This window comes from Hydrogenophaga sp. SNF1 (assembly GCF_034421675.1).
In the GTDB taxonomy this organism is placed as follows: domain Bacteria; phylum Pseudomonadota; class Gammaproteobacteria; order Burkholderiales; family Burkholderiaceae_C; genus Hydrogenophaga; species Hydrogenophaga borbori.
This window is the reverse complement of sequence record NZ_CP139793.1, coordinates 521,806-547,078: the sequence shown is the minus strand read 5'-3', so window position 1 is coordinate 547,078 and position 25,273 is coordinate 521,806. Positions and strand designations below refer to the sequence as shown.

The window sequence follows — 25,273 nt, the reverse complement described above, 5'->3', positions numbered from 1 at the left end:
TCAGAGCCGGTGGGTGCGGTCGCCCTGCGCGAAGCCGATCGGCGTCCAGCCCCCGGCGCTGGCGGGCGGCGCCAGCGCGATGACCTTGAACAGCTCGCCCATCTCGTGCTCAAGCACCAGCATCTGCATGCGCGAGCGCTCGCGCGGGTCGGCGCCCTGGGCGAGTTCGACCAGGCCCAGGTTGATGAGGAAGCGCCCCTGGCTGGTGTAGCCGATGACGTCCAGCCCCGCGTCCTGCGCCGCCAGCGCCACGCCGGTGAAGTTCACGTGCGCGGTGATGTCCTTCTCGCCCGGGTGATCGAGCACGGCGTCGTCGCTGCGGTGGGCGCGGTGCGCCACCAGCGTGCCCATGTGGCGCTGCGGGTGGTAGTACTCGGCCTCGGGGAAGCCGTAGTCGATGAACAGGGCCGCGCCGCGCGCGAGCCGGTCGGCGATGGTGCGCACGAAGGCCTCGACCTGCGGGTGCACCTCGGTGGTGTAGTCGTGCTCGCCGGGCACCGCCAGCGGCGGGCGCAGGGCGGTGGGCCGGTCCGCCCAGGCAAAGCCCTCGCCGGCGCGCACGACCACCCGCTCGTGCCAGACCCCGCCGAGGCGCGCCAGCGGCGTCACGGGAATGGCGTCGAGGATTTCGTTGCCCACCAGCACGCCCTCGAAGCGCTCGGGCAGCACCTCGACCCAGCGCACGCGGTCGCCGAAGGCCGCGAGGCGCTCGCGCTGGCGCTGGCGCAGCTCGCCCGGCAGGTCGACGATGGTGTAGCGCTCCAGGCGCTCGCCCGCCGCGTCCAGCGCCGCGATCAGCCCGGCCGCCAACGCCCCGCTGCCGGCGCCGAACTCCCACACCTCGCGCGTGCCCGTGGCCTGCAGGGCCTGCGCCACCTGGCGGGCCAGCGCGCGGGCGAACAGCGGCGTGAGCTCGGGTGCGGTGACGAAATCGCTGCCCTGGGCCGGGAAATGGCCGAATTTGGGCGTGGCCGTGGCGTAGTAGCCCAAGCCCGGCTCGTACAGCGCCATGCTCATGAAGCGCTCGAAGGGGATGTGGCCACCGGCCGCGTCGATGGCCGTGCCGATGCGCGCCGACAGGGCGCTGGCTACACTCCCGGGCTGGTTCACGAATGGGGCGTTCACGCGCCGATTGTCACCCATGCCCTCCCCTCATCCGCCCCGCACCGCGCTGGTCACCGGCGCCGGCCGGCGCCTGGGCCGGGAGATCGCCCTCACCCTGGCGCGCGCCGGCTGGAACGTGGCCGTGCACCACCGCCACTCGCTCGACGAGGCCCGCCAGACGGCGGCCGACTGCGAGGCCGCGAGCGGCCGCGCCGGCAGCGCCCACACCTTCTTCGCCGACCTGTCGGACGAGGCCGGCGCGCGCGCCCTGCTGCCCGCCGTGGCCGCGCGCTTCGGCGCCGTGGACGCGGTGGTCAACAGCGCCTCCACCTTCGAGCACGACAGCGCCGGCAGTTTCGACTTCGCCACCATGGAAGCCCACCTGCGCGCCAACACCGGCGCGCCCGTGCTGCTGGCCCAGGCCCTGCACGCCCACCTGGCCGAGCGCGACGCGCGCGGCGCGGTGGTCAACCTGCTGGACCAGAAACTGTGGAACATGAACCCCGACTTCTTCAGCTACACCCTGTCCAAGGCGGCGCTGGAGGCAGCCAACACCATGCTGGCGCTGGCCCTGGCCCCGCGCGTGCGGGTGGTGGGCGTGGCACCCGGGCTCACGCTCACCAGCCACCTGCTCAGCGACGAGCGCTTCGAGCAGCTGCACCGCCAGTCGCCGCTGGGCCGCTCCTCCACCGCGGCCGACGTGGCCGCCGCCGTGGCCTTCGCGCTGGACAACGGCTCCATCACCGGCACCACGCTGCTGGTGGACGGCGGCCAGCACCTGATGCGCTTCGAGCGCGACTTCTCCCTCATGTGAGGACCGCATGATCCCCACGACCGCCGCCACCCAGATCCTCACCCTCACCGGCCTGCGCTTCGACGCCAACCTGGGCATCCTCGACCGCGAAAAACACGCGCCGCAGCCCATTCAGGTGGACGCCGAGCTCAACCAGGGCACGCAGCCCCTGCTGCCCAAGGACGACGACATCACCCACGTGCTCGATTACCGCAAGGTGCGCCAGATCATCATCGACGAGTGCACCGCCGAGCACGTGAACCTGCTGGAGAGCCTGATCGGCAAGCTCACGCGCCGGCTCATGCAGCTGCCCGGCGTGATCGGCGTGCGCGTGAAGATCGCCAAGCTGGAAATCTTCGAGGACTGCGAGGTCGCCATCCGCATGGAAAGCGGGCAGTGGTGAACAGAGACACCCCCTGCGGCGCTGCGCGCCTCCCCCCTCCAGGGGGGCGATGCCGACGGCCCGGCGAAGCCGGCTCCGTGGCATCGCCGGGTTATGCGGGCTGGCGCTCGCCAAGGAATGGCCATGAACATTGAACTGGAAAACCACAAGCTCGAGAAGCGGCTGTGCCGCGAGGTCGGGCGCGCCATCGTCGACTACAACATGATCGAGGAAGGCGACCGCGTCATGGTCTGCCTCTCGGGCGGCAAGGACAGCTATGGCCTGCTCGACATCCTGCTGAAGCTGCAGCAGCGCGCGCCGGTGAAGTTCGAACTGATCGCGGTCAACCTCGACCAGAAGCAGCCCGGCTTCCCCGAACACGTGCTGCCCGAGTACCTGACGAAGCTGGGCGTGAGGTTCCACATCGAGAACCAGGACACCTATTCCATCGTCAAGCGCGTGATCCCCGAGGGCAAGACCCTGTGCAGCCTGTGCAGCCGGCTGCGCCGCGGCATCCTCTACCGCGTGGCCGACGAACTCGGCGCCACCAAGATCGCGCTCGGCCACCACCGCGACGACATCCTGCAGACCCTGCTGCTCAACCTGTTCTTCGGCGCCAAGCTCAAGGGCATGCCGGCCAAGCTGGTGAGCGACGACGGCAAGCACGTGGTGATCCGGCCCCTGGCCTACGTGCCCGAGAAAGACCTGGTGCGCTGGGCCGAGCTGCGCCAGTTCCCCATCATTCCCTGCACCCTGTGCGGCAGCCAGGAAAACCTGCAGCGCAAGCAGGTGGGCAACCTGCTGCGCGAGTGGGAGAAGAAGTACCCCGGCCGGGTGGAGAACATGGCCAGCGCGCTGCAGAACGTGGTGCCCAGCCACCTGATGGACCGCGCGCTGTTTCCGTTTGAAACGCTGCGCGCCACCGGCGTGCCGGACGACAGCGGCGACAAGGCCTTCGACGACGAGCCCGTGGCCGCGCCGGCCGCGCAGCCCTGCGCCGCGCCCGCGCCGCAGGGGAACCCGGCCGCGCCGCGCGCGGTCATACCCATCGCCACCGAAGCCAGCTGAGGCGCATCCGCACCACGCCAGCCACGAAGGGCCCCTCAACGCAGGAGACGTCCATGCCCTCGATCCGCCTTTTCGTCCTTGCCCTGGCCGCGCTGCTGCTGTCGGGCTGCGCGTCCGTCATCCTGGTCGACAACCAGGTGGAGAGCTTTCCGCGCTGGCAGGACCGCGCGGCCCATGCGACGGTGCCCACGCCGCCGCAGGTCTACCGCTTCGAGCGCCTGCCCTCGCAGCAACAGGACCAGCGCGCCGCGCGCGGCCAGGACGAGCTGGAGCGCTACGCCGAGGCCGCGCTGGCCAAGCTGGGCTGGACGCGCGCCGCCGCCAACGTGTCGGCCCCCTGGGCGGTTCAGGTGGGCGCCAGCAACGTGCGCCTACCGCGCGCGCCCTGGGAAGACCCCTGGGACACCTGGGGCTGGGGCCCCTTCGGATCGCCTTTCGCCATGCCCGGGCGCGACTACGTGGTCACGGGCACCGGCCAGGTGGTCTTCTTTCCCATGATGGCCCCGCGCTTCGAGACCCCCTACTACCAGCGCGCGGTGTCGCTGGTGATCCGCGACGCCGCCAGCGGGCGCGTGGTGTACGAAACGCGCGCCGCGCACGATGGCCGCTGGAACAGCACACCCGCGCTGTGGACGGCCATGCTCGACGCCGCGCTGCAGGGCTTCCCGGCGCCGCCCGCGGGCCTGCGGCAGGTCAACATCGAAGTGCCACGCTGAGGCGCCTCAGGCCGGCGCGGCGGCCAACAGTTCCCGGATCGCCAGCGCCAGCGCGTCCATGCTGTCCTGCTTGGACAGCACCTCGTGCACCCCGGCGGCGGCGGCCTCGCTCACCAGCCACTCGTTCACCTGCCCCGACACGATGGCAACGCGCAAGGCCGGGCGCAGCAGCCGCACGGCGCGCGCCACGTCCAGGCCCGACAGGCCTGGCATGTTCTGGTCCGTCACCAGCAGATCCGCGGGCTCATCGGGGTGGGCCTTGAGCCAGTCGAGGGCCGTCTCGCCCGAGGCGAACGGCGTCACCCGCACGCCGTGGCGGCCGAGCAGGCGCTGCACCAGCCCCACCAGCGCCTCGTAGTCGTCCACGTACAGCACATGCCGTCCGCTCAGGGCGTGCAGCGGCGCCGGGTCGGTGCGCGCTGCGGGCAAGGGCGCGACCGGGGCGCCGTCCCCCGCCGCCAGCGGCAGGTAGACATCGAACCGGGTGCCCTGCCCCGGGGTGCTGTCCAGGGTGATGGTGCCCTTGTGCGCTTTCACGATGCCGTGCACCACCGCGAGCCCCAGCCCCGTGCCTTCGCCGGGCGGCTTGGTGGTGAAGAAGGGTTCGAACACGCGCCGCCGCGTATCGGCGTCCATGCCGGGCCCGTTGTCGGCCACGCTCAGGCAGGCATAGTCACCGGGGCCCATGCCGCCCAGGCGCAGCGCCCGCGCGGCGTCCACGGATTCGGGGCCCAGGGCCACGGTGATCTCGCCGGCACGGCCCGAGAAAGCCTGCCAGGCGTTGCTGCACAGGTTCATCAGCACCTGCTGCACCTGGGTGCCGTCGGCCATGACATACAGCGGTTCCGGCGACAAGCGCGTGTCCAGGCGCACGCCCGCCGGCAGCAGTGTGCGCATCAGGCGCAGCGCTTCGTCCACCAGGGGCAATAGGGCTTGCCGCTCCATGGTCTGGGCCTGGCGGCGGCTGAAGGTGAGGATCTGCTGCACGAGCTGGCGGGCGCGGATGGCCGCACGATTGATCTCGGCCAGGCTTTCCTGCGCGGGATGCTCGGGTCCGACGTCCTCGCGGGCCAGCACCAGGTTGCCCAGGATGGCCGCCAGCAGGTTGTTGAAATCGTGCGCCACGCCGCCGGCCAGGGTGCCAATGGCCTCCATCTTCTGGCGCTCGCGCAACTGCGCCTCGAACTGGCGCTGCTGCTCCTCCGCCTGTTTGATCTCGGTGATGTCGGTGTGGGTGCCGACCAGGCGCGTCGGGCGGCCCTGGGCGTCGCGCTCCACCGCGGCGCCGCGCGTGAGCACCCATATCCAGCGACCATCGCGCGTGCGAACCCGGTGCTCGTTGCGGTAGGCGGCTATGCGCCCCTCGAAATGCGCCTGGCGCGCGACGAGCATGGCGGCCAGGTCGTCCGGGTGCGTGCGCTCGTCCAGGTCGGCGGCGAAGCCACGAAAGTCCTCGCGCGAATAGCCGTACATCGACAGCAGGCTGTCGGACAGGTATTCCTCGCCCGTGACCAGGTTCCAGTCCCACACGCCGTCGCCCGCGCTCTCCAGCGCCATCTTCCAGAGCGCCTCGCTGCGGTGCAGCGCCTCTTCCATGCGCTTGGGTTCGGTGATGTCGAGCAGAACGCCTACGCGGTGCACGCCCTCCTCGTCGCGGTAGACCTCGCAGGAGCGGTTGTGCACCCACTTGAGGACGCCATCGGGAGTGACGACGCGAAACTCGCCCGAGAGCACCGCCTTGCCATCCAGCAGCGCCTGCGTTTCGGCCGCCAGGCGCAGGCCTTCGTCCGGGTGCAGAAGGCGCGAGATCAGCGTGGGGTCGTCCACCAGGGCCTCGGGCTCGACGCCCAGCAACTCGCGTGCGCCCGAGCTCACGTAGCGGTAGCGGCGCGTGCCGTCGTGGCGCACGACGATGGAAAACACCACGCCGGGAATCTGGTCCGCCAGCGCCTGCATGCGCTCCTGCTGTTCCCGGAGGAAGCGCTGCTGCTGCACGCGCTCGGTGATGTCTTCCACCGTGCCTTCGTAGTGCAACACCTGGCCTGCCCCGTCGCGCACGGCGTGCGCGTTCTCGCTGACCCAGGCGCGCTCGCGCGTCTTGTGGCGGTAGACCTCCGACACGAAGCCGCGCACGAAGCCGTCGCGTTCGAGCAGGTGGCGGAATTCGTCGCGCCGGCGCGGGTCCACGTACCACTCGGAGGCGATGTCGCCGACGCCGGCGATCAGCGCGGTCTCGCTGTCGTGGCCGTTGAAGCGCACCAGGGCCTCGTTGGCCCGGATCATCCGGCCGTCGGGGGCGCTGCGGTAGGCGCCGATCGGCAGGAAGTTGAACAGCGATGAGAAGTCGCCATCGGGCGTGGCCATGCGCGGCATTGTCTCGCAAGGACCGGTACATTTCATCCAGATCGACCCACCCCACGGACGCCCCTTGCAAGTCACCCGCCTCCTGGCCGTGCGCCACGGTGAGACCGCCTGGAACCGCGACACGCGCATCCAGGGCCACACCGACATCGACCTCAACGACCACGGCCGCTGGCAGGCCGGTCGCCTGGCCGAGGCCCTGCGCGACGAGCCCATCGCCGCCATCTACAGCAGCGACCTCAAGCGCGCGCGCGACACCGCCCAGGCGGTGGCCGAGACGCGCACCTTGCCGGTGCACGCGCACATCGGCCTGCGCGAGCGCGGCTTCGGGCGCTTCGAAGGCCACACCTGGGACGAGCTGGAGCTGCGCTACCCCACCGAAACCCTGGCCTGGCGCAAGCGCATGCCCGACTTCGCGCCGCCCGGTGGCGAAACCCTGCTGGAGCTGCGCGAGCGCGTGGTGGGCGCGGCCCTGGAGCTGGCCGCGCGCCATCCGGGCGAGCAGATCCTGCTGGTCGCGCACGGCGGCGTGCTGGACGTGCTCTACCGCGCCGCCACCCGGCTGGAGCTGCAGGCCCCGCGCAGCTGGCAGCTCGCCAACTGCGCCATCAACCGCCTGCTGTGGTCGCCCGAAGGCCTGGCCCTGGTGGGCTGGGGCGATGTGGGCCACCTGCAGGTGAGCGACGACCAGGGGGTGCTGGATGAGCGCAGCGCCTGAGCGTTTCCTCGGCCTGGTCGGCCAGGGCGTGGCCGCCATCGACACGCCCGCGCTGGTGATCGACCTGGACGCCATGGAGCGCAACCTGCATCGGCTGGCCGACTGGTGCCGGGCGCGCGGCCTGCGGCTGCGCCCGCACGCCAAGATGCACAAGTGCGCCGAGCTGGCGAAGCTGCAGATGGCGCATGGCGCCGTGGGCGTGTGCGTGCAGAAGACCGGCGAGGCGCTCGCGCTGGCCGCCACCGGCGTCACCGACATCACCATCACCAACGAGGTGGTGGACCCGACCAAGCTGGCGCGCCTGGCGCGCGCCGTGCGCGCGGGCGGGACGCGCTTCGCCCTGGCGGTGGACAGCGCCCTCGGCATCGAGCGGCTCGCGCACGCCCTGGCCGAAGCCGGCGTGCGGGCGCCGGGCGCGATCGACGTGCTGGTGGAAATCGACGTGGGCCATGGCCGCTGCGGCGCGGCGCCGGGCGAGCCGGCCGTGGCGCTGGCGCGGGCCGTCGCCTCGCACGCCGCGCTGCGCTTCGCCGGCCTGCAGGCCTACCACGGCGCGGCACAGCACCAGCGCACGCCCGAGCAGCGCCGCGCCACCGTGGCCCGCGCCGCCGAGGCCGTGGCGCGCACGCGCGCGCTCATCGAAGGCGCGGGCCTGGCGGTGCCGCTGGTCACGGGCGCGGGCACCGGCACCTTCGTGCACGAGGCGGCCAGCGGCCAGTGGGGCGAGCTGCAGGCCGGCTCCTACCTCTTCATGGACGCCGACTACGCCGCCAACACCGCCGATGAGTACGCGCCAGGCTTCGAGCACGCGCTGTTCGTCAAGGCGCAGGTGATGAGCCGGCCCGAGGGACGCGCCGTGGTCGACGCCGGCCACAAGAGCCATGCCATCGACAGCGGCCTGCCGCGCGTCTGGCTGCCCGAGGGCCTGGCGTTCGCCAACGGCGGCGACGAGCACGGCGTGCTGCATGGCCCGGCCCTGCCCGCGCTGGGCGAAACGGTCTGGCTGGTGCCGGGCCACTGCGACCCCACCGTGAACCTGCACGACCACCTGATCGGCGTGCGCGGCGGCCTGCTCACGGGCCGCGTGGAGCGCGTGCTGCGGGTGGACGCGCGCGGCGCGCTGGACTGAGCGGCCGGCGCGCCCTCAGGGGCCGAACACGCGGGCCTCCAGGCCCAGGTTGCGCACGGTCTCGGCCGCGGTCTCGGCCTGCTCGCGCGTCTCGAACGGGCCGACGCGCACGCGCGTGAGCGGGCCGCGCGCCGACTCCACCGGGTCGCTGCGCACCGGCAGGCCGGCCTGGCGCAGCCGCGTGGCCGCGCGCTCGGCGTTGGCCGGGTCGCCAAAGATGCCCACGTTGACGCCGTGGCCGTGCCAGCGGGGGCGCGGCGCGTCGGTGGGGCCGGCGCTGTCGCCGCTCGCGCCGGGGGCCGGCGGCGCGGCAGCAGGCGCCGCCGCTGCGGGCCTCGCCAGGGCCGGGGCCGGCGTGGGCGCCGCCGCGGTCACCGTGCCCACCACCACCGCCCCACCGGGGGGGACAGCGGGGGACACCGGCGACACGGGCTCGATCACGCCCTCGGTGGACGGCGGCGGCGCGGGCGCGGCCGCGGGTACGGGCGGGGAGGCCGCCGGCGCCCCGGCCACCCCCTGCGGCGCCAGCACCGGCTCGGGCGCGGCCGCCACGGGGCCACCACCCGTGCGCAGCCCCAGCGTGCCCAGCAACGCCACCTGGGCCAGCAACGCCAGCACCCAGACCCAGCGCCCCGGCCCGCCGCGCTGCAACAGGCCGCAGGCCTCCTGCACCGTTCGCGCGCGGCGCACGGCCTGGGTCATGCGCTGGCGCACGTCGGCGTGCAGCCAGGCCGTGCCCCACCAGCCGGGCACCACCACCGCCAGCACGCCGATCGAGGCCAGCAGGCCCCAGCGCACGCCCGCCGGCCAGGCCGCCATGAAACCCCGCGCCCACCAACACAGCCCCAGCGCGGCGGCCAGGGCCAGGGCGTACAGCAGGGCCTGGCGCCACAGCCGCCGGTACAGCAGCCAGTTCAGGTTCAGCCAGGCCGCCGCGTGGTTCCAGTGCGTGCCCGCCAGGCCGCGCTCGTCGAAGCGCGCAAACACCGGCAGGTAGTCGGCCGTGCGGCCCGGGCCCAGCGCCGCGCGGTACAGCGCCTCGGTGGCGCTGGCCAGCGCCGCGGTGTCCGGGGGAGCGGGGGTCGGCGCGTTGGACATGGCGGGTTGGGCGGCTCAGTCGGCGGCGCCGAACAGGCCGCCCTCGGTGCGCGGCGGGTTCACGCCCAGGTGGCGGTAGGCCGCCAGTGTGGCCGTGCGTCCGCGCGGCGTGCGCTGCAGGTAGCCTTGCTGGATCAGGTAGGGCTCGATCACGTCCTCGATGGTGTCGCGCTCCTCGCCGATGCTGGCGGCGATGTTGTCCAGGCCCACGGGCCCGCCGTCGAAGCGGTGGATCACGGCCTCCAGCAGCTTGCGGTCCATCAGGTCGAAGCCCTGCGGGTCGACGTCGAGCATGGCCAGGGCGCGCTCGGCGATGTCCTTGCTGATGCGGCCGCTGCCCTTCACGTCGGCGTAGTCGCGCACGCGGCGCAGCAGGCGGTTGGCGATGCGCGGCGTGCCGCGCGAGCGGCGCGCGATCTCGAAGGCACCGTCCTCATCGATGGGCGCGTTGAGCAGCCCGGCGCTGCGCCGCACGATGCGCGCGAGTTCCTCGGCCGAGTAGAACTCCAGCCGCGCGACGATGCCGAAGCGGTCGCGCAGCGGGTTGGTGAGCATGCCCGCGCGCGTGGTGGCGCCCACCAGCGTGAAGGGCTGCAGGTCGAGCTTGATGCTGCGCGCGGCCGGGCCCTCGCCGATCATGATGTCGATCTGGTAGTCCTCCAGCGCGGGGTAGAGGATCTCCTCCACCACCGGCGAGAGGCGGTGGATCTCGTCGATGAAGAGCACGTCGTTGGGCTCGAGGTTGGTCAGCAGCGCCGCCAGGTCCTTGGGTTTTTCGAGCACGGGGCCGCTGGTCTGGCGCAGGTTCACGCCGAGTTCCTGGGCAATGATGTGCGACAGCGTGGTCTTGCCCAGGCCGGGCGGGCCGAACAGCAGCACGTGGTCCAGCGCCTCGGCGCGCTTCTTGGCGGCGCCGATGAAGATCTCCAGCTGCTCGCGCACCTTCATCTGGCCCACGTACTCGTCGAGCAGCTTGGGCCGCAGCGCGCGCTCGATCGCCTCTTCCTTGGGCGAACCCGCCAGCGGCGAGATCACGCGCGGCGCGGGGGCGAAGTCGTCGGTCTGGATGCTCATTTATTTGGCCAGCGCCTTCAGCGCCAGCTTGATGCCCTCGGCCACGCCCACCTCGGCCGGCAGGGCCTTGAGCGCGGCGGTGGCGTCTTTCTCGTTGTAGCCCAGGGCCATGAGGGCCTGCTGGATATCGGCCTGGGCATCGCTGCGCGCAGCGCCCGCGGGAAGGCCCAGGTCCACGCCGAGCTTGCCCTTGAGCTCCAGCAGCAGCCGCTCGGCCGTCTTCTTGCCGATGCCGGGCACCTTGACGATGCGCCCGGTCTCCTGCGTGCTCACGGCCTGGGCCAGGTCATTCACCGACAGGCCCGAGAGCACCGCCAGCGCGGTGCGCGGGCCCACGCCGCTGATCTTGATGAGTTGGCGAAAGGCGTCGCGCTCGGGCGCGGTGGCGAAGCCGTAGAGGATCTGCGCGTCCTCGCGCACCACGAAGTGCGTCAGCAGCGAGACCCGCTCGCCGCTGGCGGGCAGGTGGTAGAAGGTGCTCATGGGCACGTCCACCTCGTAGCCCACGCCATGGCAGTCCAGCAGGATCTGGGGCGGGTTCTTCTCCAGCAGCGTGCCGCTCAACTTGCCTATCATCGGTGTCCTTTTGGTCGTTCGCCGGGTCGCCCCAGGAACGACCGCGCCCCTCGCAGGGGCCTGGCGAAGCCAGGGTTGGGGGCCCTCTTTTTCTTCGGGATTATCGGCTTGATTCTCAGACACACCTTCAGCCCACCGGACAACACCCGCATGGCCCACCTGTGCGGGCCGCTCGACGCCCACATCCGCGCCATCGAGTCCGCGCTGCAGGTCAAGGTGGCGCACCGCTTCGAGCAGTTCCGCGTCGAAGGCCCCAAGGCCAAGGCGCAGCGCGCCATGGAAGTGCTGCAGGCCCTGTACGAGATGGCGCGCGGCCCGATCCCGGCCGAGCAGGTGCAGCTCATGCTCAACGGCAACACCGCGCTGGAACACCCCGGCGAGGGCGCGCTGAGCATGCAGACGCGCCGCGGCGAGGTGCGCGGGCGCACGCCCAACCAGGTGGGCTACCTGGAGAACATGGCCGCGCACGACATCACCTTCGGCATCGGCCCCGCGGGCACCGGCAAGACCTACCTGGCGGTGGCCTGCGCGGTGGACGCGCTGGAGCGCAGCGCGGTGCAGCGCATCGTGCTCACCCGCCCGGCCGTGGAAGCGGGCGAGAAGCTGGGCTTCCTGCCCGGCGACCTGGGCCAGAAGGTGGACCCCTACCTGCGCCCGCTGTACGACGCCCTGTACGACCTGATGGGCTTCGACCGCGTGCAAAAGGCCTTCGAGCGCCAGCAGATCGAGATCGCGCCGCTGGCGTTCATGCGCGGTCGCACGCTCAACCACGCCTTCGTCATCCTGGACGAGGCGCAGAACACCACGCCCGAGCAGATGAAGATGTTCCTCACCCGCATCGGCTTCGGCAGCAAGGCCGTGGTCACCGGCGACGTGAGCCAGATCGACCTGCCGCGCACCCAGCTCAGCGGCCTGATCGACGCCGAGCGCGTGCTCAAGCGCGTGCCGGGCATCGGCTTCACGCGTCTGACCAGCGCCGACGTGGTGCGCCACCCGCTGGTGGCGCGCATCGTCGACGCCTACGAGGCCCGCAGCCCGTCGCGCGAAGAGGCCGAACCGGTCCGCCGACGCGCCGGCTGACCCGCGCCAACCCCCAGGGAGGACCCGCATGCCACCGATCAGACCGCTCACCCTCGCCGCCCCGCTCGCCGCCGCCCTGCTGGCCGGCGGCTGCGCGCTGCACCAGCACCCGTCGGCGCCCGCCACCCAGGGCAGCATTCAGGGCCCGGGCTACAGCAGCGAGACCGTGCGCTACCGCTGCGAGGGCGGCGCCGAAATCGAGGTGGCCTACCTGGAGTTCGGCCATGGCGACAGCTTCGCGGCGCTGCACCACCAGGGCCGCACGGCGCTGCTCAAGAGCCGGCCCAGCGCTTCGGGTGTGCGCTACATCGCGCTGGACGAACAGCACAGCCTGCGCTGGAACACCAAGGGCGAGGAAGGCTTCCTGAGCTTCCTGGCGGCCGACCACACGGCACAGGAGCGCACGCTGCTGGCCAACTGCCGCTCGATCCCCTCCCTCAACGCCGGCAAGGCGGCCAGCTGATGGCCCTGCCCGCGCTCACCCTTTCGCTGCAGTTCGCGCGCTTCGACGGCGTGACCGAACACCGCGCCGCGCTGCCGCGCGCCTTCGTGGCGCGCTGCCTGCGCCGCGCGCTCGATGGCGATGCCGAACTCACCGTGCGCATCGTCGACGCTGAGGAGGGCCAGGCCCTCAACCGCGACTACCGCGGCCGCGACTACGCCACCAACGTGCTCACCTTCGACTATGCCCAGGAGCCCCTGGTGATGGCCGACCTGGTGCTGTGCGCGCCGGTGGTGGCGGCCGAAGCGAAACAGATGAAGAAGCCCCTGGCCGAGCACTACGCGCACCTGCTGGTGCACGGCGCGCTACACGCCCAGGGCTGGGACCACGAAACCAGCGAGGCCGACGCCGAGGCCATGGAGGCGCGCGAGACCGAGGTGCTGGCCGCGCTGGGCCAGCCCGATCCCTACGCCCGATCGCGCCGCCCCCGCAAGCCCGGGTAAATCCCCAGCAAAACGCCGGGGCACGGCGGCCGGCCGCCCCGCCCGCTCGCTAGCATGGGCTGGTCATCCACCCCAACCGAGGAGCGTCCATGGCAGGCTGGTACGAACTCACGAAGAACGGCAAAGGTCAGTATTCCTTCGTGCTCAAGGCGGGCAACGCGCAGGTGATCCTGCGCAGCGAGCAGTACGAGGCCAAGCCCTCGGCCCAGGGCGGCATCGAGTCGGTGCAGAAAAACTCGCCGCTGAGCGAGCGCTACGAGCTCAAGACGGCCAGCGACGGCAGCCCCTACTTCAACCTGAAGGCCTCGAACGGCCAGGTCATTGGCACCAGCCAGATGTACGCCTCCGAGGCCGCGCGCCAGAACGGCATCGACTCGGTGAAGACCAACGGCCCCAGCAAGGACGTGCGCGAGCCCTGATCCCACGCGACGGGCGCGCGACGGTGGCTCAACCGCAGTCGCGCGCGCCGTCCCAGCGCTGCACCGGAAAGCGCAGGCCGCCGGCGCCCAGGTCGCGCCCGGGTGGCACCAGCAGGTCCACCCGGCCCTCGCGCACGGCGTCGAACAGGGCCTGGTGGCCGGCCTGCGGCGCGCAGTTCGTGTCCAGGCCCTGGTCGGGCAGGTGGCCGCGCACGGCCCACTGCCCGCGCCCGTCGGCCCGCCAGATGCGCGCGCCGCCCGCCTCGCGCGCGCCCGGCGCCTGGCGCGCGAGCAGCGCATAGGCCCCATCGCCCAACACCTCGGGCGGCAGGCGCCAGATGAGGCAGGTCTGGGCCTCGCAGGCGCCCGGCAGGCCGCCGTCGCGCGCCAGGGCCTCCAGCAGCGCCGGCGGCGCCGTGGCGCCCGGCGGGAACACCGGCAGGGCGCGCAACCGTTCGGCCAGGCGCTCGCGCCGCGTCGTCGGGTCGCTCAGGGCGTCGCGCGCCAGCGCCTGGCGCGCGGCAGGCACGCCGCCGAACACCGGGTCGTCGGCGGCCAGGGCCTGCAGGGCGCGCCGGCCGAACACGCCGCCCTCGCGCGCGAGGTAGCGGATCGGGTCCTGCTCGTCGCTGGTGCCCCGCGCCAGGCGCTGCAGCTGGTCGTTCACGCTCACGCGGCGCGGGTCGATGGCGCCGCCCAGCAACGCCAGGATGCCCAGCACCACCACCGCCGCGGCCACGGCGTTGGTGGCGGGCACCAGGCAGCGTTCGGCACGGCCCAGCCACTCGGCCATGGCGTTGAGCGTGTAGCCCAGCGCGAACACCGCCACCACGACCGCCACGAACAGGCCCCAGAGACGGTCCACCGTCCAGCCGTACTGGCCGATGCGCAGGCCCAGCGCGTACAGCGCCACCGCCACCATGGGCAGCAGCACCAGAAGGCCGGTCGACAGGGCGCGGCGCAGCCAGCGCGGGTAGCGCGGCGCGTCCAGCCCGCCGCGCGAACTGGCGTTGACCAGCAGCACGCACAGCACCGCGAACCACAGCAGCAGGAAGGCCGCGCGCCGCGTCTGCAACAAGGGCTCGACACCCTGCACCAGCCAGCTCGCCACGAAGGCCACGCCCAATGCGCCCGCCAGCGGGTAGATCCAGCCGCACAGCTGCGTGAGCCGCTCGAACAGGAAGCGCGCCACGGTGCGCTGCGTGACCGCCAGCGACACGCCATAGGAAAACACCAGCGTGGTGGCGGGAATCCAGAACGCGCCGCGTTCGATGAGCTCGCCCAGGAAGGGCAGGCGCACCAGGCGAAACAGCGCCGCCGCGCTGAACATCACCAGCCAGAACAGGCCGGTGACCAGCCCGCCCTGCGCCAGCAGCAGGGTGTTGTGCAGCAAGGCGTCGAACCAGGACTCGTAGCGCACGCGGCCCTCGCGCGCCACGGCGGCGGCGGGCACGGCGACCATGAGCGCCAGGCCCAGCACGAAGGTGGGCCGCAGGTAGTCTTCCTCGCGGAAAGGCGCCTGCTCGCGCGCGCGCTCGGCCAGCCCGCCCACGGTCAGCCCGTGGTAGGCCCCGATGGCCAGGGCCAGCGCGCCCACGCCGAGTGCGATGGCCACGCGGCGCTGCAGCGGGGCCGCGCTGGCGAGGTAGAAGCCCAGCGGCGCCAGCGCCATCAGCAGGAACAGCGGCATGAAGGCCACGGCCTCGGTGGCCGGCCAGGCGCCGCGGCGCGCGGTCTCGTAGAGGGCGTAGGCCAGAGCGGCCTGCAAGGCCCCCACCAGCAGGTGGGCGCGGGCCTCGGATGCGGGGGCGGCGGGGGTGTGCAAGCGGTCCTCCTGAAAGCGCCCGGGCACCGGCGCGGGCTCAGGCCGTCAGGCGCATCGGGATCGACACCGGCCCGTCGTTCACCAGGTGCACCTGCATGTCGGCACCGAAGCGGCCGGTGGCCACCTGGGGATGCGCGGCGCGCGCGGCGGCCACGAAGGCATCGTAGAGCGATTCGCCAAGCGCGGGCGGCGCGGCGTGGGTGAAGCCCGGGCGGTTGCCGCCCGAGGTGTCGGCCGCCAGGGTGAACTGGCTGACGATGAGCAGGCCGCCGCCCACGTCCTGCAGGCTGAGGTTCATCTTGCCGGCGCCGTCGGCAAAGACGCGCAGCTTGAGCACCTTGTTGAGCAGCTTCAGGCCCACGGCCGGCGTATCGGCGGGCTCGGCGCAGACCAGCGCCAGCAGGCCGGGGCCGATGGCGCCCACGGTCTGGCCGGCGATGTCGACACGGGCCTGGCTCACGCGTTGCAGCAGGGCAATCACTGGAGGGTCTCCTCGGGTTCCTTGACGGCCAGCGCTTCCACGCCGGTGGGCAGCAGCTGGATGCTGGCGCGCAGGCCGGGCACGGCCTGCATCAGCGCCTGCTCCACCTCGCCGCGCAGCGCCGCCGCGCGGCCCAGCGGCCAGGCGGCGGGCAGGTGCATGTGCAGGTCGGCGAAGCGGCGCTGGCCGGCCTTGCGCGTGGTGACGTGGTCGAAGCGCACCAGTGGTTGCTTCTGGGCAAAGCCCGCCAGCACGCGCTCGATGCTGGACTGCAGCTCGGGGTCGAGCGCTTCGTCCATGAGGCCCTGCGAGGCGTCCTTGATGAGGTGCAGGCCCTCGCGCAGGATGTTGAGCGCCACCAGGATGGCCAGCACGGGGTCGAGCCAGAGCCAGCCGGTGACGGCGACCAGGCCGATGCCCAGCACCACGCCGACCGAGGTCCAGACGTCCGTGAACAGGTGGCGCGCGTCGCCTTCGAGCGCGACCGAGCGGTGCACGCGCGAGGCGCGCAGCATCACCCAGGCCAGCACGCCGTTGAACACCGAACTGATGACCGACAGCCACAGGCCCAGGCCCAGCTGCTCCAGCGGCTGCGGCTGCAGCAGGCGCCCCACCGCGGCCCAGACGATGCCGGCGGCCGCCGCGATGATGAGCACCCCCTCGAAGCCGGAAGAAAAGTACTCGGCCTTGTGGTGGCCGTAGGGATGCTCGGCGTCGGCCGGGCGCGCGGCGATGGTGACCATGAGCAGGCCGAAGCTCGCGCCCGCCAGGTTGACCAGGGACTCGAGCGCGTCGGACAGCAGGCCGACCGAGCCGGTGAGCCACCAGGCCGCCGTCTTCAGCGCGATGGTGAGCAGGGCCACGGCGATCGAGGCCTGCAGCAGGCGGCGCGGCGTGAGTCGGTCGAGCAGCGGGGTGATCACGCGCGGCATTGTGGCCCAGGCCCGCCGAACCCTGGTTCAGCGGACGTTGCAGAATCGCCGCCATGCGACGCGCGTGGATGTCCCGGCTGAACTGGATCGCGGCAGGTCTGGCCCTGTCGCTGCTGGGGGCGTGGTTCATCGCCCAGCGCGGCCTGGAGGCGCAGCGCGCCGCCTTCGAGACCGACGCGCGCATCGTGCATCGGCTGCTGAGCCAGCAGGTGGTGCAGCACGACGCGGTGCTCGCCACCCTGGCCCTGCTGGAGCCCGAACGGGCCGAGGCCTTGCCGCGCCTGAGCGCGATCTACCCCCGCCTGCTGAGCGTGATCGCGCGCGCGCCGGACGAGGCCTGGCGGCAGCCGGCGCTGGCGCGCGCCGAGGCGGCCTCGCGCACCGGCGGCCGCGGGGCCATGGCCGATGGCGACCTGGGCACGGGCCGCTACACGCTGGTGCTGGGCGCCGCGGGCGGTGGCGCCTACGCGCTGGTCATCGCGCTCGACGGCCTGGTGCCCGAGGCCGACTGGCCCATGGACCGCGCGCGCAGCCCGGTCCGGGTGGCGCTGCGCTGGAACGGCCAGGCGCATACCCTGCAGGCCGGCCTGCCGCTCACCCAGGGCTGGCGCTTCGACTTCGACAAGGTGGTGGCGGCCGAGAGCCAGCCGTTCCACGCCGTGGCCACGCGCTGGGTCGGCTGGGGCGAACTGCCCTGGCTTGGCATGGGCGCCTGGGCGCTCACCGTGCTGGCGGGGCTGGCCGCCCTGGCGCACGCGCTGCGCCTGCGCGAGGCCCGCCAGCGCGCCGAGGCCCTGCTGCGCCTGGGCCAGCTCGGCCGGCTCAACGCCATGGGCGAATTCGCGGCCGGCCTGGCGCACGAGCTGAACCAGCCCCTGACCGCCGTGCTGGCCAGCACGCAGGCCGCGCAGCGCCTGCTGGCCGACGAACCGCCCGCGCTGGACACCGCGCGCGAGGCCATGGGCCGCGCCGGCGCGCAGGCGCGCCGCGCGGCCGAGGTGCTGGCCCGGCTGCGGCGCGGCCTGCAGCCGCCGGCTGGCGCGGCCGAACAGCGCGCGCTGGACCTGGGCGCCTGCGTGCGCGAGGCCCTGCACCTGCTGCAGCCCGAGATCGACCGGCGCGGCGTGGCCGTGCGCTGGCTGGCCAGCGACCCCGCGGTGGTGCGGGCCGATCCGATCGCCATCGATCAGATCGTGCACAACCTGATCGCCAACGCCCTGCAGGCCATGGACCGCCAGGCCGAAGGCCCGCGCGAACTGCGCCTGGCCGTGCGGCGCGAGGGCGGGCAGGCCGTGCTCGACGTGGCCGACACCGGCCCGGGCCTGCCGCCCGAGGTGCTGCCGCGCCTGTTCGAGCCCTTCTTCAGCACCCGCGAGGGCGGCCTGGGCCTGGGCCTAACGCTGAGCGAATCGCTCGCGCAGGCGCAGGGCGGCCGCCTGGGCGCGGGCGCCGCGCCCGGCGGTGGCGCGCTGTTCTCGCTGCACCTGCCGCTCGACACCGAAACCCCGCCATGAACACCGCCAGCGACGCGCTCTCCCCCACCGTGCACCTGATCGACGACGACGAGGCGGTGCGCGACAGCCTCGCGCTGCTGATCGGCACCGTGGGCCTGCGCGTGGTGGCCTGGGCCGATCCGCGCACCTTCCTCGCCGGCTTCGAGCGCGACGGCATCGGCGCCATCGTGCTCGACGTGCGCATGCCCGGCATCAGCGGCCTGGGCGTGCTCGACACGCTGGTGGCCCAGGGCGTGGACCAACCCGTGATCATGCTCACCGGCCACGGCACGGTGGACATGTGCCGGCGCGCCTTCAAGGCCGGCGCGGCCGAGTTCCTGGAAAAGCCGGTGGACGACGAGGCCCTGATCGAGGCCCTGCAGCAGGCCGTGCGCCAGCACGTTCAGTTGCGCCAGCGCGCGCAGACCGACCGCGCCGCGCGCGAGCGCTGGCAGCAGCTCTCGCCGCGCGAACGCGAGGTGCTCGCGCTCATCGTCGAAGGCCTGAGCAACAAGGCCATCGCGCGCGCGCTCGACCTGTCGCCGCGCACGGTGGAAACGCACCGCGCCCATGTGTTCGAGAAGCTGGGCGTGGACTCGCTCGCCCAGCTGGTGCGCGGCTACGCGGCCCTGGTGAACGAGACGGGCGCTGCGTAGTTCTACGCAGCCGCGCCCGTAGCCGCGCGAATGGTGCGCGCGGCGGGCGCTTCCTACAGTGCGGGCACGGTTGATCGAACCGCAACGCCTTCACGGAGACCCGCTTCATGAACACCCCCATCCGCACCGCCCTGGCCCTCGCCCTCATCGGTGCCAGCGCCCTCGCCCAGGCCCAGAGCGGCGCCGTCCTCAGCGAGCGCAACGTCTCGCTGGCGCTGGCCAACCAGATCGCCAGCGCCACCGTGGCCGCCTGCAGCGCCAGCGGCTATGCCGTCACCGCCACCGTGGTGGACCGCGCCGGCAACGTGCGCGCCGTTCAGCGCGCCGACAACGCCGGCCCGCACACCCTGGAGGCCAGCCGCCTGAAGGCCTACACCTCGGCCTCCGCGCGCAACACCACGCTGGCCATGATGGAGGCCTCGCAGAAGAACCCCGCCGCGGCCAACCTGAAGGACATCCCCGGCTACCTGCTGCTCGGCGGCGGCGTGCCGGTGCGCGCGGGCAACGACGTGATCGGCGCCGTGGGCGTGGGCGGCGCGCCCGGCGGCCACCTGGACGAGCAGTGCGCCATGGCCGCGCTGGAGCAGGTGAAAGCGGCCCTGCAATGAAGCGGCGCGCGCTGCTGTCGCTGGCGCTGGCCACCGCGGCCGCGGGCGCCGCGCGGGCCCAGGTGCCGCCCTCGCCCGGCGAGGTCGCGGCCTACCAGGGCCTGCACGCCGCGGCGCAGCGCGGCGATGTGGCCGCCATCGCGCGGCTGCTGAAGTCTGGCGCGGCCATCGACGCCACCGACGGGGCTGGCCGCACGCCGCTGCACGTGGCCACCTTCGCGCGCCAGCGCGAGGCGGTGCGGGCGCTGCTGCAGGCCGGCGCCAACCACGCGGCCCTGGAGCACGGGCGCTACGACGCCGTCACCATCGCCGCCGTGGCCGACGACGAAGACACCTTGCGCCTGCTGCTGGCCGGCGGCGCGAGCGCGAAGCTGGTGACCAGCCGCTACGACGGCACCGCGCTGATCGCGGCGGCGCACCTGGGCCATGAAGGCGTGGTGCGCCAGCTCATCGCGGCCGGTGCGCCGCTGGACCACGTGAACAACCTGCACTGGACGGCCGCCATCGAATCCGTCGTGCTGGGCGACGGCGGCCCGCGCCACCAGGCCACGCTGCAGGCCCTGATCGACGCAGGCGCCAAGCTGCAACTGGCCGACCGCAGCGGCCACACGCCGCTGGCGCTGGCCCGCTCACGCGGCTACGCGGCCATGGTCGCGATGCTGGAAAAGGCCGGCGCTCGCTGACGTCCACCCCCCACGCTGCGCCGCGGCGCGGGTCGCCGCCCCAAGGGCGCTGATCCGGCCTGGGGCGGCCCGGCGCCGGATCGGCTCAGCCCAGCGTCACGCGCGCGAACTTGCGCTTGCCGACCTGCACCACGTAGGTGCCGGCGGAGAGCTTCAGGCCCTTGTCGCTCAGCACCGAGCCGTCCACGCGCACGCCGCCGCCATCGATGAGGCGGTTGGCCTCGCTGCTCGACGGCGCCAGGCCGGCCGACTTGAGCAGGGCCGCGATGCCCAGCGGCGCGCCCGTCAGCGACACCTCGGGGATCTCGTCCGGCACGCCGCCCTTGGAGCGGTTGATGAAGTCCTGCTCGGCCGCCTCGGCCGCCGCCGCGCTGTGGAAGCGCGCCGTGATCTCCTTGGCCAGCATCACCTTCGCGTCCTTGGGGTTGCGGCCGCCCGCCACCTCGCGCTGGAGCGCCTCGATCGCCCCCATCGACTGGAAGGACAGCAGCGTGTACCAGCGCCACATCAGCTCGTCGGAGATGCTCAGCACCTTGGCGAACATGGTGTTGGCGTCCTCGGTGATGCCGATGTAGTTGTTCTTGCTCTTGGACATCTTGTCCACGCCGTCCAATCCCTCCAGCAGCGGCATGGTCAGGATGCACTGCGGCTCCTGGCCGTACTCGGCCTGCAGGTGGCGGCCCATGAGCAGATTGAACTTCTGGTCGGTGCCACCGAGCTCGAGGTCGCTCTTGAGCGCCACCGAGTCGTAGCCCTGCATCAGCGGGTAGAGGAACTCGTGCACGCTGATCGGCGTGCCGGCGGTGAAGCGCTGGTGGAAGTCGTTGCGCTCCATCATGCGCGCCACGGTGTACTTGGCCGCGAGCTGGATCATGCCCATGGAGCCCAGCGGCAGGCTCCATTCGCTGTTGTAGCGGATCTCGGTCTTCGCCGGGTCCAGCACCAGGCTGGCCTGCTTGTAGTAGGTCTCGGCGTTGGCCTTGATCTGCTCGGGCGTGAGCGGCGGGCGCGTGCTGTTGCGGCCCGAGGGATCGCCGATCAGGCTGGTGAAGTCGCCAATAAGAAAAATGACTGTATGCCCCAGGTCCTGGAGCTGGCGCATCTTGTTGAGCACCACGGTGTGGCCGATGTGGATGTCGGGCGCCGTCGGGTCCAGGCCGAGCTTGATGCGCAGCGGCGTGCCGGTGCGCTCGGCACGTGACAATTTTTGCGCCCAGTCCGCCTCGGGGATCAATTCTTCGCAGCCCCGGCGGGTGACCGCCAGGGCGTGTCGCACGCCGTCCGTCAGGGCCTCGCCGCCGCTGGTGGGGCTGTCCGGCAAGGTGGGAATAGATAAGCCGTTATTCATACGTGTTTCTTCCGATAGGGACGGATCGCCAGCCCGCTACACTTGCCGGCTATCGCCGGATTTTAGTTGGCGTGCTTTTTGCACACGCTCCCGCACCCACGTAAAGCCCGGCCCGTGGCGTGAACTTCTCGCGTCGCTGCCCGCTCACTCCCTGGATGCCGGTGTGAGGCCCTGTGCCCCCACCGGCCCTTTCATGGATGACCGACCTTGATACGCCAGACCTTGAACGCCGCGGCCCAATGGGGCCAACAGATCGCTGAATCGATTGCCCAGCACCCCCGTCGCGTCATGGGGGGCATCGGCGTCCTCCTCCTCGGCACCGGGGTCACCGCCTTCGGTATCGCGCCGCTGGCGCCCGACGCCGCCGACCTGCCGGTGCGCCAGGTGGTGGAAGCCCTGCCGGTGACCGCCACTCCCCTGTACGCCGCCATTCCCGCCAGCGCCGACCTGCCCCCCGAGGCCCGTCCGGTGCTCGCCAGCCCCCAGCCCTGGACCCTGTACCGCAGCGACACCACGCGCAACGACGACACCCCCCAGTCGCTGCTGTTGCGCCTGGGCGTGAACGACGCTGAGGCCCAGGCCTTTCTGGCCCGCAACCCCTTGGCGCGCCAGCTGCTGGCCTCGCGCCAGAGCCGCCTGGTGCACGCCGAGGCCACCCCGCAGCAGGTGCTGCAGCGCCTCACCGCCCGCTGGCCCGATCCGAAGAACGATCGCGGCTTTCTGCGCCTGGTGGTCGAGCGGGGCGCCAACGGCCTGAGCGCCCGGCTCGAACCCGGCACCCTGGAGGCCGCCTCGCGCCTGGCCAGCGGCGAAATCCGCAGCTCCCTGTTCGCCTCCACCGACGCCGCGGGCATCCCCGACGCGGTGGCCGTGCAGCTCGCCGAGATGTTCGCCAGCGACATCGACTTCCGCCGCGACCTGCGCAAGGGCGACCGTTTCCAGGTCGTCTATGAAACCCTGAGCGCCGAAGGCGAGCCGATGAAGACCGGCCGCATCCTGTCGGCGGTGTTCGTCAACGACGGCCGCCCGCACGAGGCGGTGTGGTTCGAGGCGCCCGGCGTCAAGGGCGGCTACTACGGCTTCAACGGCGACAGCAAGCGCCGCTACTTCCTGTCCTCGCCACTGGAGTTTTCGCGCGTCAGCAGCGGCTACGGCATGCGTTTCCACCCGGTGCTCGGCCGCCAGCGCGCCCACCTGGGCGTGGACTACGCCGCCCCCACCGGCACGCCGGTGCGCACGGTGGCCGACGGCGTGATCGAGTTCGCCGGGGTGCAGCGCGGCTACGGCAACGTCATCTACGTGCGCCACCGCAACAACCAGGTAACGGTCTTCGCGCACCTGAGCCGCATCGGCGTGCGCACCGGCCAGCGCGTGAGCCAGGGCGAGTTCATCGGCAACGTCGGCACCACCGGCATGTCCACCGGACCGCACCTGCACTTCGAGTTCCGCGACAACGGCGAGCACCGCGACCCGCTGGTGATCGCTCGCCAAAGCGAGGCCATCAAGCTGCCCGAGAACCTGCGCAGCGCCTTCAACCAGGTCGCCCAGGCCCAGCGGCAGGAGCTCGCCGCCGCCGGCCGCCTGCAGCAGGCCCTGGCCAGCACCGACTCAGGCCGATGAGCCCGGCGGGACCCGCAAGGCCCCGCCCAAAACAAAAGGGAGCCAGTGGCTCCCTTTTTTCATGGCCGGCAAACAGCGGGTCTCAGACGCTGAAACTCGAGCCACAGCCGCAGGTGGTGGTGGCGTTGGGGTTCTTGATCACGAACTGGGCACCTTGCAGGTCTTCCTTGTAGTCGATCTCGGCGCCCACCAGGTACTGGTAGCTCATGGCGTCGATCAGCAGGGTCACGCCGTTCTTGCTCATGGAGGTGTCGTCTTCGTTGACGACCTCGTCGAAGGTGAAGCCGTACTGGAAGCCCGAGCAGCCGCCGCCTTGCACGAAAACGCGCAGCTTGAGGTCGGGATTGCCCTCTTCGGCCACCAGTTCGGCCACCTTGGCGGCGGCGCTGTCGGTGAAGACCAGCGGCGCGGGCATGTCGGTCTGGATGTTCTCGGCCACGGCACTCATGGGGATTCCTCTCGTAGGGGGCGGGCTGGGAACCCGCGAATACCACGAATGGTACGGTACGCCGCTCGGGTAGGCCCGTCAGCGGTGGTTTGCCGCCAGTTTCAGTGTGGGCTTTTCCTCGGCGCCGTCGCCGGCCATGGGGCGCAGCTGGCCTTCGATGGTGGCGCCCTGGTGCATCTCGATCGCACGGTAGGACACATCCCCCTCGATGCGCGCCTTGGGCTGCAGCTCCAGCAGCTGGCGCGCCAGCACCGGGCCCTTGACGTGGCCATTGATGATGACGTGGTCGGCCTCGATCGAGCCCTGCACCGAGGCCACCTCGCTCACGATCAGCAGGCTGGCGCCGTCCACCGCCGCCCGCACGTTGCCCACGACCTCGCCGTCGATGCGAAGCCCTTCGGCGAACAGCAGGTCGCCCTGGATGCGGGTGCCCTGCGCGATCAGGCTCTTGATCGGGGGCTGCTTGGGTTTGGCGAACATGCGTGATCTCCTGTCGACGGCCCTCGATCAGGGATCGAAGGTCTGAACCGACCGCACCGCGCTGCCCTGGAGGAGCTTGGCGGTCACAGTTTTTACAACGGCCTGCGCGGGCAGATCAACAACGCCTTCCTGCCGCAGGTAGCCTTTGACGAGCACCGGTTGCGGTGCGGGGGCGTGCTTCGCGGACCAGGGCTTGCCGGCCAGCGTGCCGGTGAAGACGATCTCGAGCGCACCCTTGAAGTCTGGCGCCTTGCGCGCGGCCTGGATCATCAGAACCTGCCAACGCCACTGTGTGGCCGACAGGCGTTCGGCCTGCAGGCCGCGGATGGCGAGCGCGTCGCCACCCGCGGGGATAAGGCGCTCGAAGAAACCGAGGTCGTTGCGCAGGCTCTGGTTGTCCGCCTCCAGCTGGCGGATCTGCACGCGCAGCTGGTCTTGCAGGGCGCGCTCGATGGTCAGGCGGCTCTCGGCGGTGTGGTCGACCGCGCTGCGCGACGCCAGTTCTTCGCGCAGGCCCACCACCTCGGAGCGCAGGCGCTCCAGCTCGTCGCGCGCGTGGCGGTCCAGGCCGGCGATGTCCTTGCCGAACTCGAAGGCCCACAGCGCCAGCGCCGCACACAGGCCCAGCATGACGGCAGCCCCAAGCCAGCGCAGTGGCCAGGGCAGGGCACTGCGGATCGACATGCGCGGGGCGCCTGCCGACCAGCGTCTACGTCCGAAGCGCAATCGCATGCAAACCTCTCAACTGCAAGCAAAAGAAAACAGCCCCCAGAAAGCAGAAACCGCCCCAAGCGGACTTGCAGGCGGTTTCTGGGGGGCGTTTCGCGAAGGCGATCAGCGCTTGCTGAACTGCTTGCGGCGCCGCGCAGAGCGCAGGCCGACCTTCTTGCGTTCCACCTCGCGGGCGTCGCGGGTCACGAAGCCGGCTTGCGACAGCGCGGGCTTGAGGCTCGCGTCGTAATCGATCAGCGCGCGGGTGATGCCGTGGCGCACAGCGCCGGCCTGGCCCGACTCACCGCCGCCGTGCACGTTGACCTGGATGTCGAAGGTCTCGACGTTGTCGGTCAGCACGAGCGGCTGCTTGGCGATCATGATCGAGGTCTCGCGGCCGAAGAACTGCTGGATCTCCTTGCCGTTGACCGTGATCTTGCCGCTGCCCTTCTTGAGGAACACGCGGGCGACGCTGGATTTGCGACGGCCGGTGCCGTTGTTCCATTCACCAATCATTCAGGGCTC

General features: G+C 72.0%; 28 protein-coding genes. 15 read left to right on the top strand and 13 right to left on the bottom strand.

The features are described 5' to 3' along the window. Entirely contained in the window at positions 1 to 1,143 is a 1,143-nt protein-coding gene (locus SOM08_RS02635) for a class I SAM-dependent methyltransferase (RefSeq protein WP_322470006.1), read from the bottom strand. Between SOM08_RS02635 and SOM08_RS02630 the strand changes: the two genes are divergently transcribed. The 4 genes from SOM08_RS02630 to SOM08_RS02615 all read left to right on the top strand — a co-directional run bounded on the left by SOM08_RS02630 (position 1,142) and on the right by SOM08_RS02615 (position 4,063). Further along, positions 1,142 to 1,918, top strand: a complete 777-nt coding sequence (locus SOM08_RS02630; protein ID WP_116958677.1) for an SDR family oxidoreductase — start codon at positions 1,142 to 1,144, stop codon at positions 1,916 to 1,918. The two genes, SOM08_RS02635 and SOM08_RS02630, sit on opposite strands and share 2 nt — an antisense overlap. Positions 1,919 to 1,925: 7 nt before the next feature. After that, positions 1,926 to 2,300, top strand: coding sequence for a dihydroneopterin aldolase (locus SOM08_RS02625; protein ID WP_070400359.1), 375 nt, complete (start codon positions 1,926 to 1,928; stop codon positions 2,298 to 2,300). A gap of 123 nt (positions 2,301 to 2,423) precedes the next feature. Further along, positions 2,424 to 3,347 (top strand): tRNA 2-thiocytidine(32) synthetase TtcA, encoded by a 924-nt coding sequence (gene ttcA / locus SOM08_RS02620; RefSeq protein ID WP_116958676.1) that lies wholly within the window; start codon positions 2,424 to 2,426, stop codon positions 3,345 to 3,347. A gap of 53 nt (positions 3,348 to 3,400) precedes the next feature. Continuing rightward, complete coding sequence (locus tag SOM08_RS02615; RefSeq protein ID WP_322470005.1) at positions 3,401 to 4,063, top strand: DUF4136 domain-containing protein; 663 nt, start codon at positions 3,401 to 3,403, stop codon at positions 4,061 to 4,063. A 6-nt stretch (positions 4,064 to 4,069) separates the two neighbouring features. On the opposite strand, the gene SOM08_RS02610 is transcribed toward SOM08_RS02615, so the two are convergent. Beyond that, positions 4,070 to 6,427: a PAS domain-containing protein gene (locus SOM08_RS02610; RefSeq protein ID WP_322470004.1), complete on the bottom strand. Its 2,358-nt coding sequence runs from the start codon at positions 6,425 to 6,427 to the stop codon at positions 4,070 to 4,072. A 64-nt stretch (positions 6,428 to 6,491) separates the two neighbouring features. On the opposite strand from SOM08_RS02610, the gene SOM08_RS02605 reads away from it, so the two are divergent. After that, positions 6,492 to 7,142, top strand: coding sequence for a histidine phosphatase family protein (locus tag SOM08_RS02605; protein ID WP_116958825.1), 651 nt, complete (start codon positions 6,492 to 6,494; stop codon positions 7,140 to 7,142). Further along, positions 7,126 to 8,271 (top strand): DSD1 family PLP-dependent enzyme, encoded by a 1,146-nt coding sequence (locus SOM08_RS02600; RefSeq protein WP_322470003.1) that lies wholly within the window; start codon positions 7,126 to 7,128, stop codon positions 8,269 to 8,271. The genes SOM08_RS02605 and SOM08_RS02600 overlap by 17 nt, the downstream gene beginning before the upstream one ends. 15 nt (positions 8,272 to 8,286) lie before the next feature. Here the strand turns inward: SOM08_RS02600 and SOM08_RS02595 are convergent, their stop codons facing one another. From SOM08_RS02595 to ruvA, 3 genes are read right to left on the bottom strand one after another with little or no spacing between them, the layout of a single operon-like run. Beyond that, on the bottom strand, positions 8,287 to 9,369 hold the full coding sequence (locus SOM08_RS02595) for an SPOR domain-containing protein (protein ID WP_322470002.1): 1,083 nt from the start codon (positions 9,367 to 9,369) through the stop codon (positions 8,287 to 8,289). Between the two features lie 15 nt (positions 9,370 to 9,384). Beyond that, a complete protein-coding gene (ruvB, locus tag SOM08_RS02590; RefSeq protein WP_116958671.1) occupies positions 9,385 to 10,443 on the bottom strand; it encodes a Holliday junction branch migration DNA helicase RuvB in 1,059 nt (352 codons plus the stop codon). Beyond that, complete coding sequence (gene ruvA, locus SOM08_RS02585; RefSeq protein WP_116958670.1) at positions 10,444 to 11,019, bottom strand: Holliday junction branch migration protein RuvA; 576 nt, start codon at positions 11,017 to 11,019, stop codon at positions 10,444 to 10,446. Between the two features lie 108 nt (positions 11,020 to 11,127). Between ruvA and SOM08_RS02580 the strand changes: the two genes are divergently transcribed. The 4 genes from SOM08_RS02580 to SOM08_RS02565 all read left to right on the top strand — a co-directional run bounded on the left by SOM08_RS02580 (position 11,128) and on the right by SOM08_RS02565 (position 13,463). Then, entirely contained in the window at positions 11,128 to 12,099 is a 972-nt protein-coding gene (locus SOM08_RS02580) for a PhoH family protein (RefSeq protein WP_322470001.1), read from the top strand. 28 nt (positions 12,100 to 12,127) lie between these two features. Beyond that, entirely contained in the window at positions 12,128 to 12,562 is a 435-nt protein-coding gene (locus SOM08_RS02575; RefSeq protein ID WP_245980913.1) for an MliC family protein, read from the top strand. After that, positions 12,562 to 13,044 (top strand): rRNA maturation RNase YbeY, encoded by a 483-nt coding sequence (gene ybeY / locus SOM08_RS02570; RefSeq protein ID WP_116958669.1) that lies wholly within the window; start codon positions 12,562 to 12,564, stop codon positions 13,042 to 13,044. The genes SOM08_RS02575 and ybeY overlap by 1 nt, the downstream gene beginning before the upstream one ends. 89 nt (positions 13,045 to 13,133) lie before the next feature. Next, positions 13,134 to 13,463, top strand: a complete 330-nt coding sequence (locus tag SOM08_RS02565) for a YegP family protein (protein WP_116958668.1) — start codon at positions 13,134 to 13,136, stop codon at positions 13,461 to 13,463. Positions 13,464 to 13,491: 28 nt separating this feature from the next. Here the strand turns inward: SOM08_RS02565 and SOM08_RS02560 are convergent, their stop codons facing one another. From SOM08_RS02560 to SOM08_RS02550, 3 genes are read right to left on the bottom strand one after another with little or no spacing between them, the layout of a single operon-like run. Further along, positions 13,492 to 15,288: a DUF4153 domain-containing protein gene (locus tag SOM08_RS02560; RefSeq protein WP_116958667.1), complete on the bottom strand. Its 1,797-nt coding sequence runs from the start codon at positions 15,286 to 15,288 to the stop codon at positions 13,492 to 13,494. Between the two features lie 37 nt (positions 15,289 to 15,325). Continuing rightward, positions 15,326 to 15,769, bottom strand: a complete 444-nt coding sequence (gene dtd, locus SOM08_RS02555; protein WP_322470000.1) for a D-aminoacyl-tRNA deacylase — start codon at positions 15,767 to 15,769, stop codon at positions 15,326 to 15,328. After that, positions 15,766 to 16,701, bottom strand: coding sequence for a cation diffusion facilitator family transporter (locus SOM08_RS02550; RefSeq protein ID WP_116958665.1), 936 nt, complete (start codon positions 16,699 to 16,701; stop codon positions 15,766 to 15,768). Before SOM08_RS02550 ends, dtd begins: the two co-directional genes overlap by 4 nt. Before the next feature lie 53 nt (positions 16,702 to 16,754). On the opposite strand from SOM08_RS02550, the gene SOM08_RS02545 reads away from it, so the two are divergent. The 4 genes from SOM08_RS02545 (at position 16,755) to SOM08_RS02530 (ending at position 20,141) form a co-directional block, all read left to right on the top strand. After that, entirely contained in the window at positions 16,755 to 18,215 is a 1,461-nt protein-coding gene (locus SOM08_RS02545; RefSeq protein ID WP_116958664.1) for an ATP-binding protein, read from the top strand. Continuing rightward, a complete protein-coding gene (locus SOM08_RS02540) occupies positions 18,212 to 18,850 on the top strand; it encodes a response regulator transcription factor (protein ID WP_322469999.1) in 639 nt (212 codons plus the stop codon). The genes SOM08_RS02545 and SOM08_RS02540 overlap by 4 nt, the downstream gene beginning before the upstream one ends. Before the next feature lie 107 nt (positions 18,851 to 18,957). Beyond that, the gene (locus SOM08_RS02535) at positions 18,958 to 19,458 is read left to right on the top strand and encodes a GlcG/HbpS family heme-binding protein (RefSeq protein WP_116958662.1); all 501 of its coding nucleotides are present in this window, start codon (positions 18,958 to 18,960) and stop codon (positions 19,456 to 19,458) included. Continuing rightward, entirely contained in the window at positions 19,455 to 20,141 is a 687-nt protein-coding gene (locus SOM08_RS02530) for an ankyrin repeat domain-containing protein (RefSeq protein ID WP_116958661.1), read from the top strand. The genes SOM08_RS02535 and SOM08_RS02530 overlap by 4 nt, the downstream gene beginning before the upstream one ends. An 85-nt stretch (positions 20,142 to 20,226) precedes the next feature. Here SOM08_RS02530 and tyrS read toward each other — a convergent pair whose 3' ends face one another. After that, the gene (gene tyrS, locus SOM08_RS02525) at positions 20,227 to 21,489 is read right to left on the bottom strand and encodes a tyrosine--tRNA ligase (RefSeq protein ID WP_322469998.1); all 1,263 of its coding nucleotides are present in this window, start codon (positions 21,487 to 21,489) and stop codon (positions 20,227 to 20,229) included. Between the two features lie 222 nt (positions 21,490 to 21,711). Between tyrS and SOM08_RS02520 the strand changes: the two genes are divergently transcribed. Further along, positions 21,712 to 23,109: a M23 family metallopeptidase gene (locus tag SOM08_RS02520; protein WP_322469997.1), complete on the top strand. Its 1,398-nt coding sequence runs from the start codon at positions 21,712 to 21,714 to the stop codon at positions 23,107 to 23,109. Between the two features lie 82 nt (positions 23,110 to 23,191). On the opposite strand, the gene erpA is transcribed toward SOM08_RS02520, so the two are convergent. The 4 genes from erpA to rpsI form a co-directional block, all read right to left on the bottom strand. Further along, positions 23,192 to 23,557, bottom strand: a complete 366-nt coding sequence (gene erpA, locus SOM08_RS02515; protein ID WP_116958658.1) for an iron-sulfur cluster insertion protein ErpA — start codon at positions 23,555 to 23,557, stop codon at positions 23,192 to 23,194. A 78-nt stretch (positions 23,558 to 23,635) separates the two neighbouring features. Then, positions 23,636 to 24,037: a bactofilin family protein gene (locus SOM08_RS02510; RefSeq protein WP_116958657.1), complete on the bottom strand. Its 402-nt coding sequence runs from the start codon at positions 24,035 to 24,037 to the stop codon at positions 23,636 to 23,638. Between the two features lie 27 nt (positions 24,038 to 24,064). After that, positions 24,065 to 24,769, bottom strand: coding sequence for a DUF6776 family protein (locus SOM08_RS02505; RefSeq protein ID WP_116958656.1), 705 nt, complete (start codon positions 24,767 to 24,769; stop codon positions 24,065 to 24,067). 102 nt (positions 24,770 to 24,871) lie between these two features. Next, entirely contained in the window at positions 24,872 to 25,264 is a 393-nt protein-coding gene (rpsI, locus tag SOM08_RS02500) for a 30S ribosomal protein S9 (protein WP_070400384.1), read from the bottom strand. Positions 25,265 to 25,273 lie beyond the last annotated feature (9 nt).

Excerpts from the sequence above, each read along its gene's own strand:
- SOM08_RS02630 (WP_116958677.1), top strand. The coding sequence starts at position 1,142 with ATGCCCTCCCCTCATCCGCCCCGCACCGCGCTGGTCACCGGCGCCGGC.
- SOM08_RS02635 (WP_322470006.1), bottom strand. The coding sequence starts at position 1,143 with ATGGGTGACAATCGGCGCGTGAACGCCCCATTCGTGAACCAGCCCGGG.
- SOM08_RS02625 (WP_070400359.1), top strand. The coding sequence starts at position 1,926 with ATGATCCCCACGACCGCCGCCACCCAGATCCTCACCCTCACCGGCCTG.
- ttcA (WP_116958676.1), top strand. The coding sequence starts at position 2,424 with ATGAACATTGAACTGGAAAACCACAAGCTCGAGAAGCGGCTGTGCCGC.
- SOM08_RS02615 (WP_322470005.1), top strand. The coding sequence starts at position 3,401 with ATGCCCTCGATCCGCCTTTTCGTCCTTGCCCTGGCCGCGCTGCTGCTG.
- SOM08_RS02610 (WP_322470004.1), bottom strand. The coding sequence starts at position 6,427 with ATGGCCACGCCCGATGGCGACTTCTCATCGCTGTTCAACTTCCTGCCG.
- SOM08_RS02600 (WP_322470003.1), top strand. The coding sequence starts at position 7,126 with ATGAGCGCAGCGCCTGAGCGTTTCCTCGGCCTGGTCGGCCAGGGCGTG.
- SOM08_RS02595 (WP_322470002.1), bottom strand. The coding sequence starts at position 9,369 with ATGTCCAACGCGCCGACCCCCGCTCCCCCGGACACCGCGGCGCTGGCC.
- ruvB (WP_116958671.1), bottom strand. The coding sequence starts at position 10,443 with ATGAGCATCCAGACCGACGACTTCGCCCCCGCGCCGCGCGTGATCTCG.
- ruvA (WP_116958670.1), bottom strand. The coding sequence starts at position 11,019 with ATGATAGGCAAGTTGAGCGGCACGCTGCTGGAGAAGAACCCGCCCCAG.
- SOM08_RS02575 (WP_245980913.1), top strand. The coding sequence starts at position 12,128 with ATGCCACCGATCAGACCGCTCACCCTCGCCGCCCCGCTCGCCGCCGCC.
- ybeY (WP_116958669.1), top strand. The coding sequence starts at position 12,562 with ATGGCCCTGCCCGCGCTCACCCTTTCGCTGCAGTTCGCGCGCTTCGAC.
- SOM08_RS02565 (WP_116958668.1), top strand. The coding sequence starts at position 13,134 with ATGGCAGGCTGGTACGAACTCACGAAGAACGGCAAAGGTCAGTATTCC.
- SOM08_RS02550 (WP_116958665.1), bottom strand. The coding sequence starts at position 16,701 with ATGCCGCGCGTGATCACCCCGCTGCTCGACCGACTCACGCCGCGCCGC.
- SOM08_RS02545 (WP_116958664.1), top strand. The coding sequence starts at position 16,755 with ATGCGACGCGCGTGGATGTCCCGGCTGAACTGGATCGCGGCAGGTCTG.
- SOM08_RS02540 (WP_322469999.1), top strand. The coding sequence starts at position 18,212 with ATGAACACCGCCAGCGACGCGCTCTCCCCCACCGTGCACCTGATCGAC.
- SOM08_RS02535 (WP_116958662.1), top strand. The coding sequence starts at position 18,958 with ATGAACACCCCCATCCGCACCGCCCTGGCCCTCGCCCTCATCGGTGCC.
- SOM08_RS02530 (WP_116958661.1), top strand. The coding sequence starts at position 19,455 with ATGAAGCGGCGCGCGCTGCTGTCGCTGGCGCTGGCCACCGCGGCCGCG.
- tyrS (WP_322469998.1), bottom strand. The coding sequence starts at position 21,489 with ATGAATAACGGCTTATCTATTCCCACCTTGCCGGACAGCCCCACCAGC.
- erpA (WP_116958658.1), bottom strand. The coding sequence starts at position 23,557 with ATGAGTGCCGTGGCCGAGAACATCCAGACCGACATGCCCGCGCCGCTG.
- SOM08_RS02510 (WP_116958657.1), bottom strand. The coding sequence starts at position 24,037 with ATGTTCGCCAAACCCAAGCAGCCCCCGATCAAGAGCCTGATCGCGCAG.
- SOM08_RS02505 (WP_116958656.1), bottom strand. The coding sequence starts at position 24,769 with ATGCGATTGCGCTTCGGACGTAGACGCTGGTCGGCAGGCGCCCCGCGC.
- rpsI (WP_070400384.1), bottom strand. The coding sequence starts at position 25,264 with ATGATTGGTGAATGGAACAACGGCACCGGCCGTCGCAAATCCAGCGTC.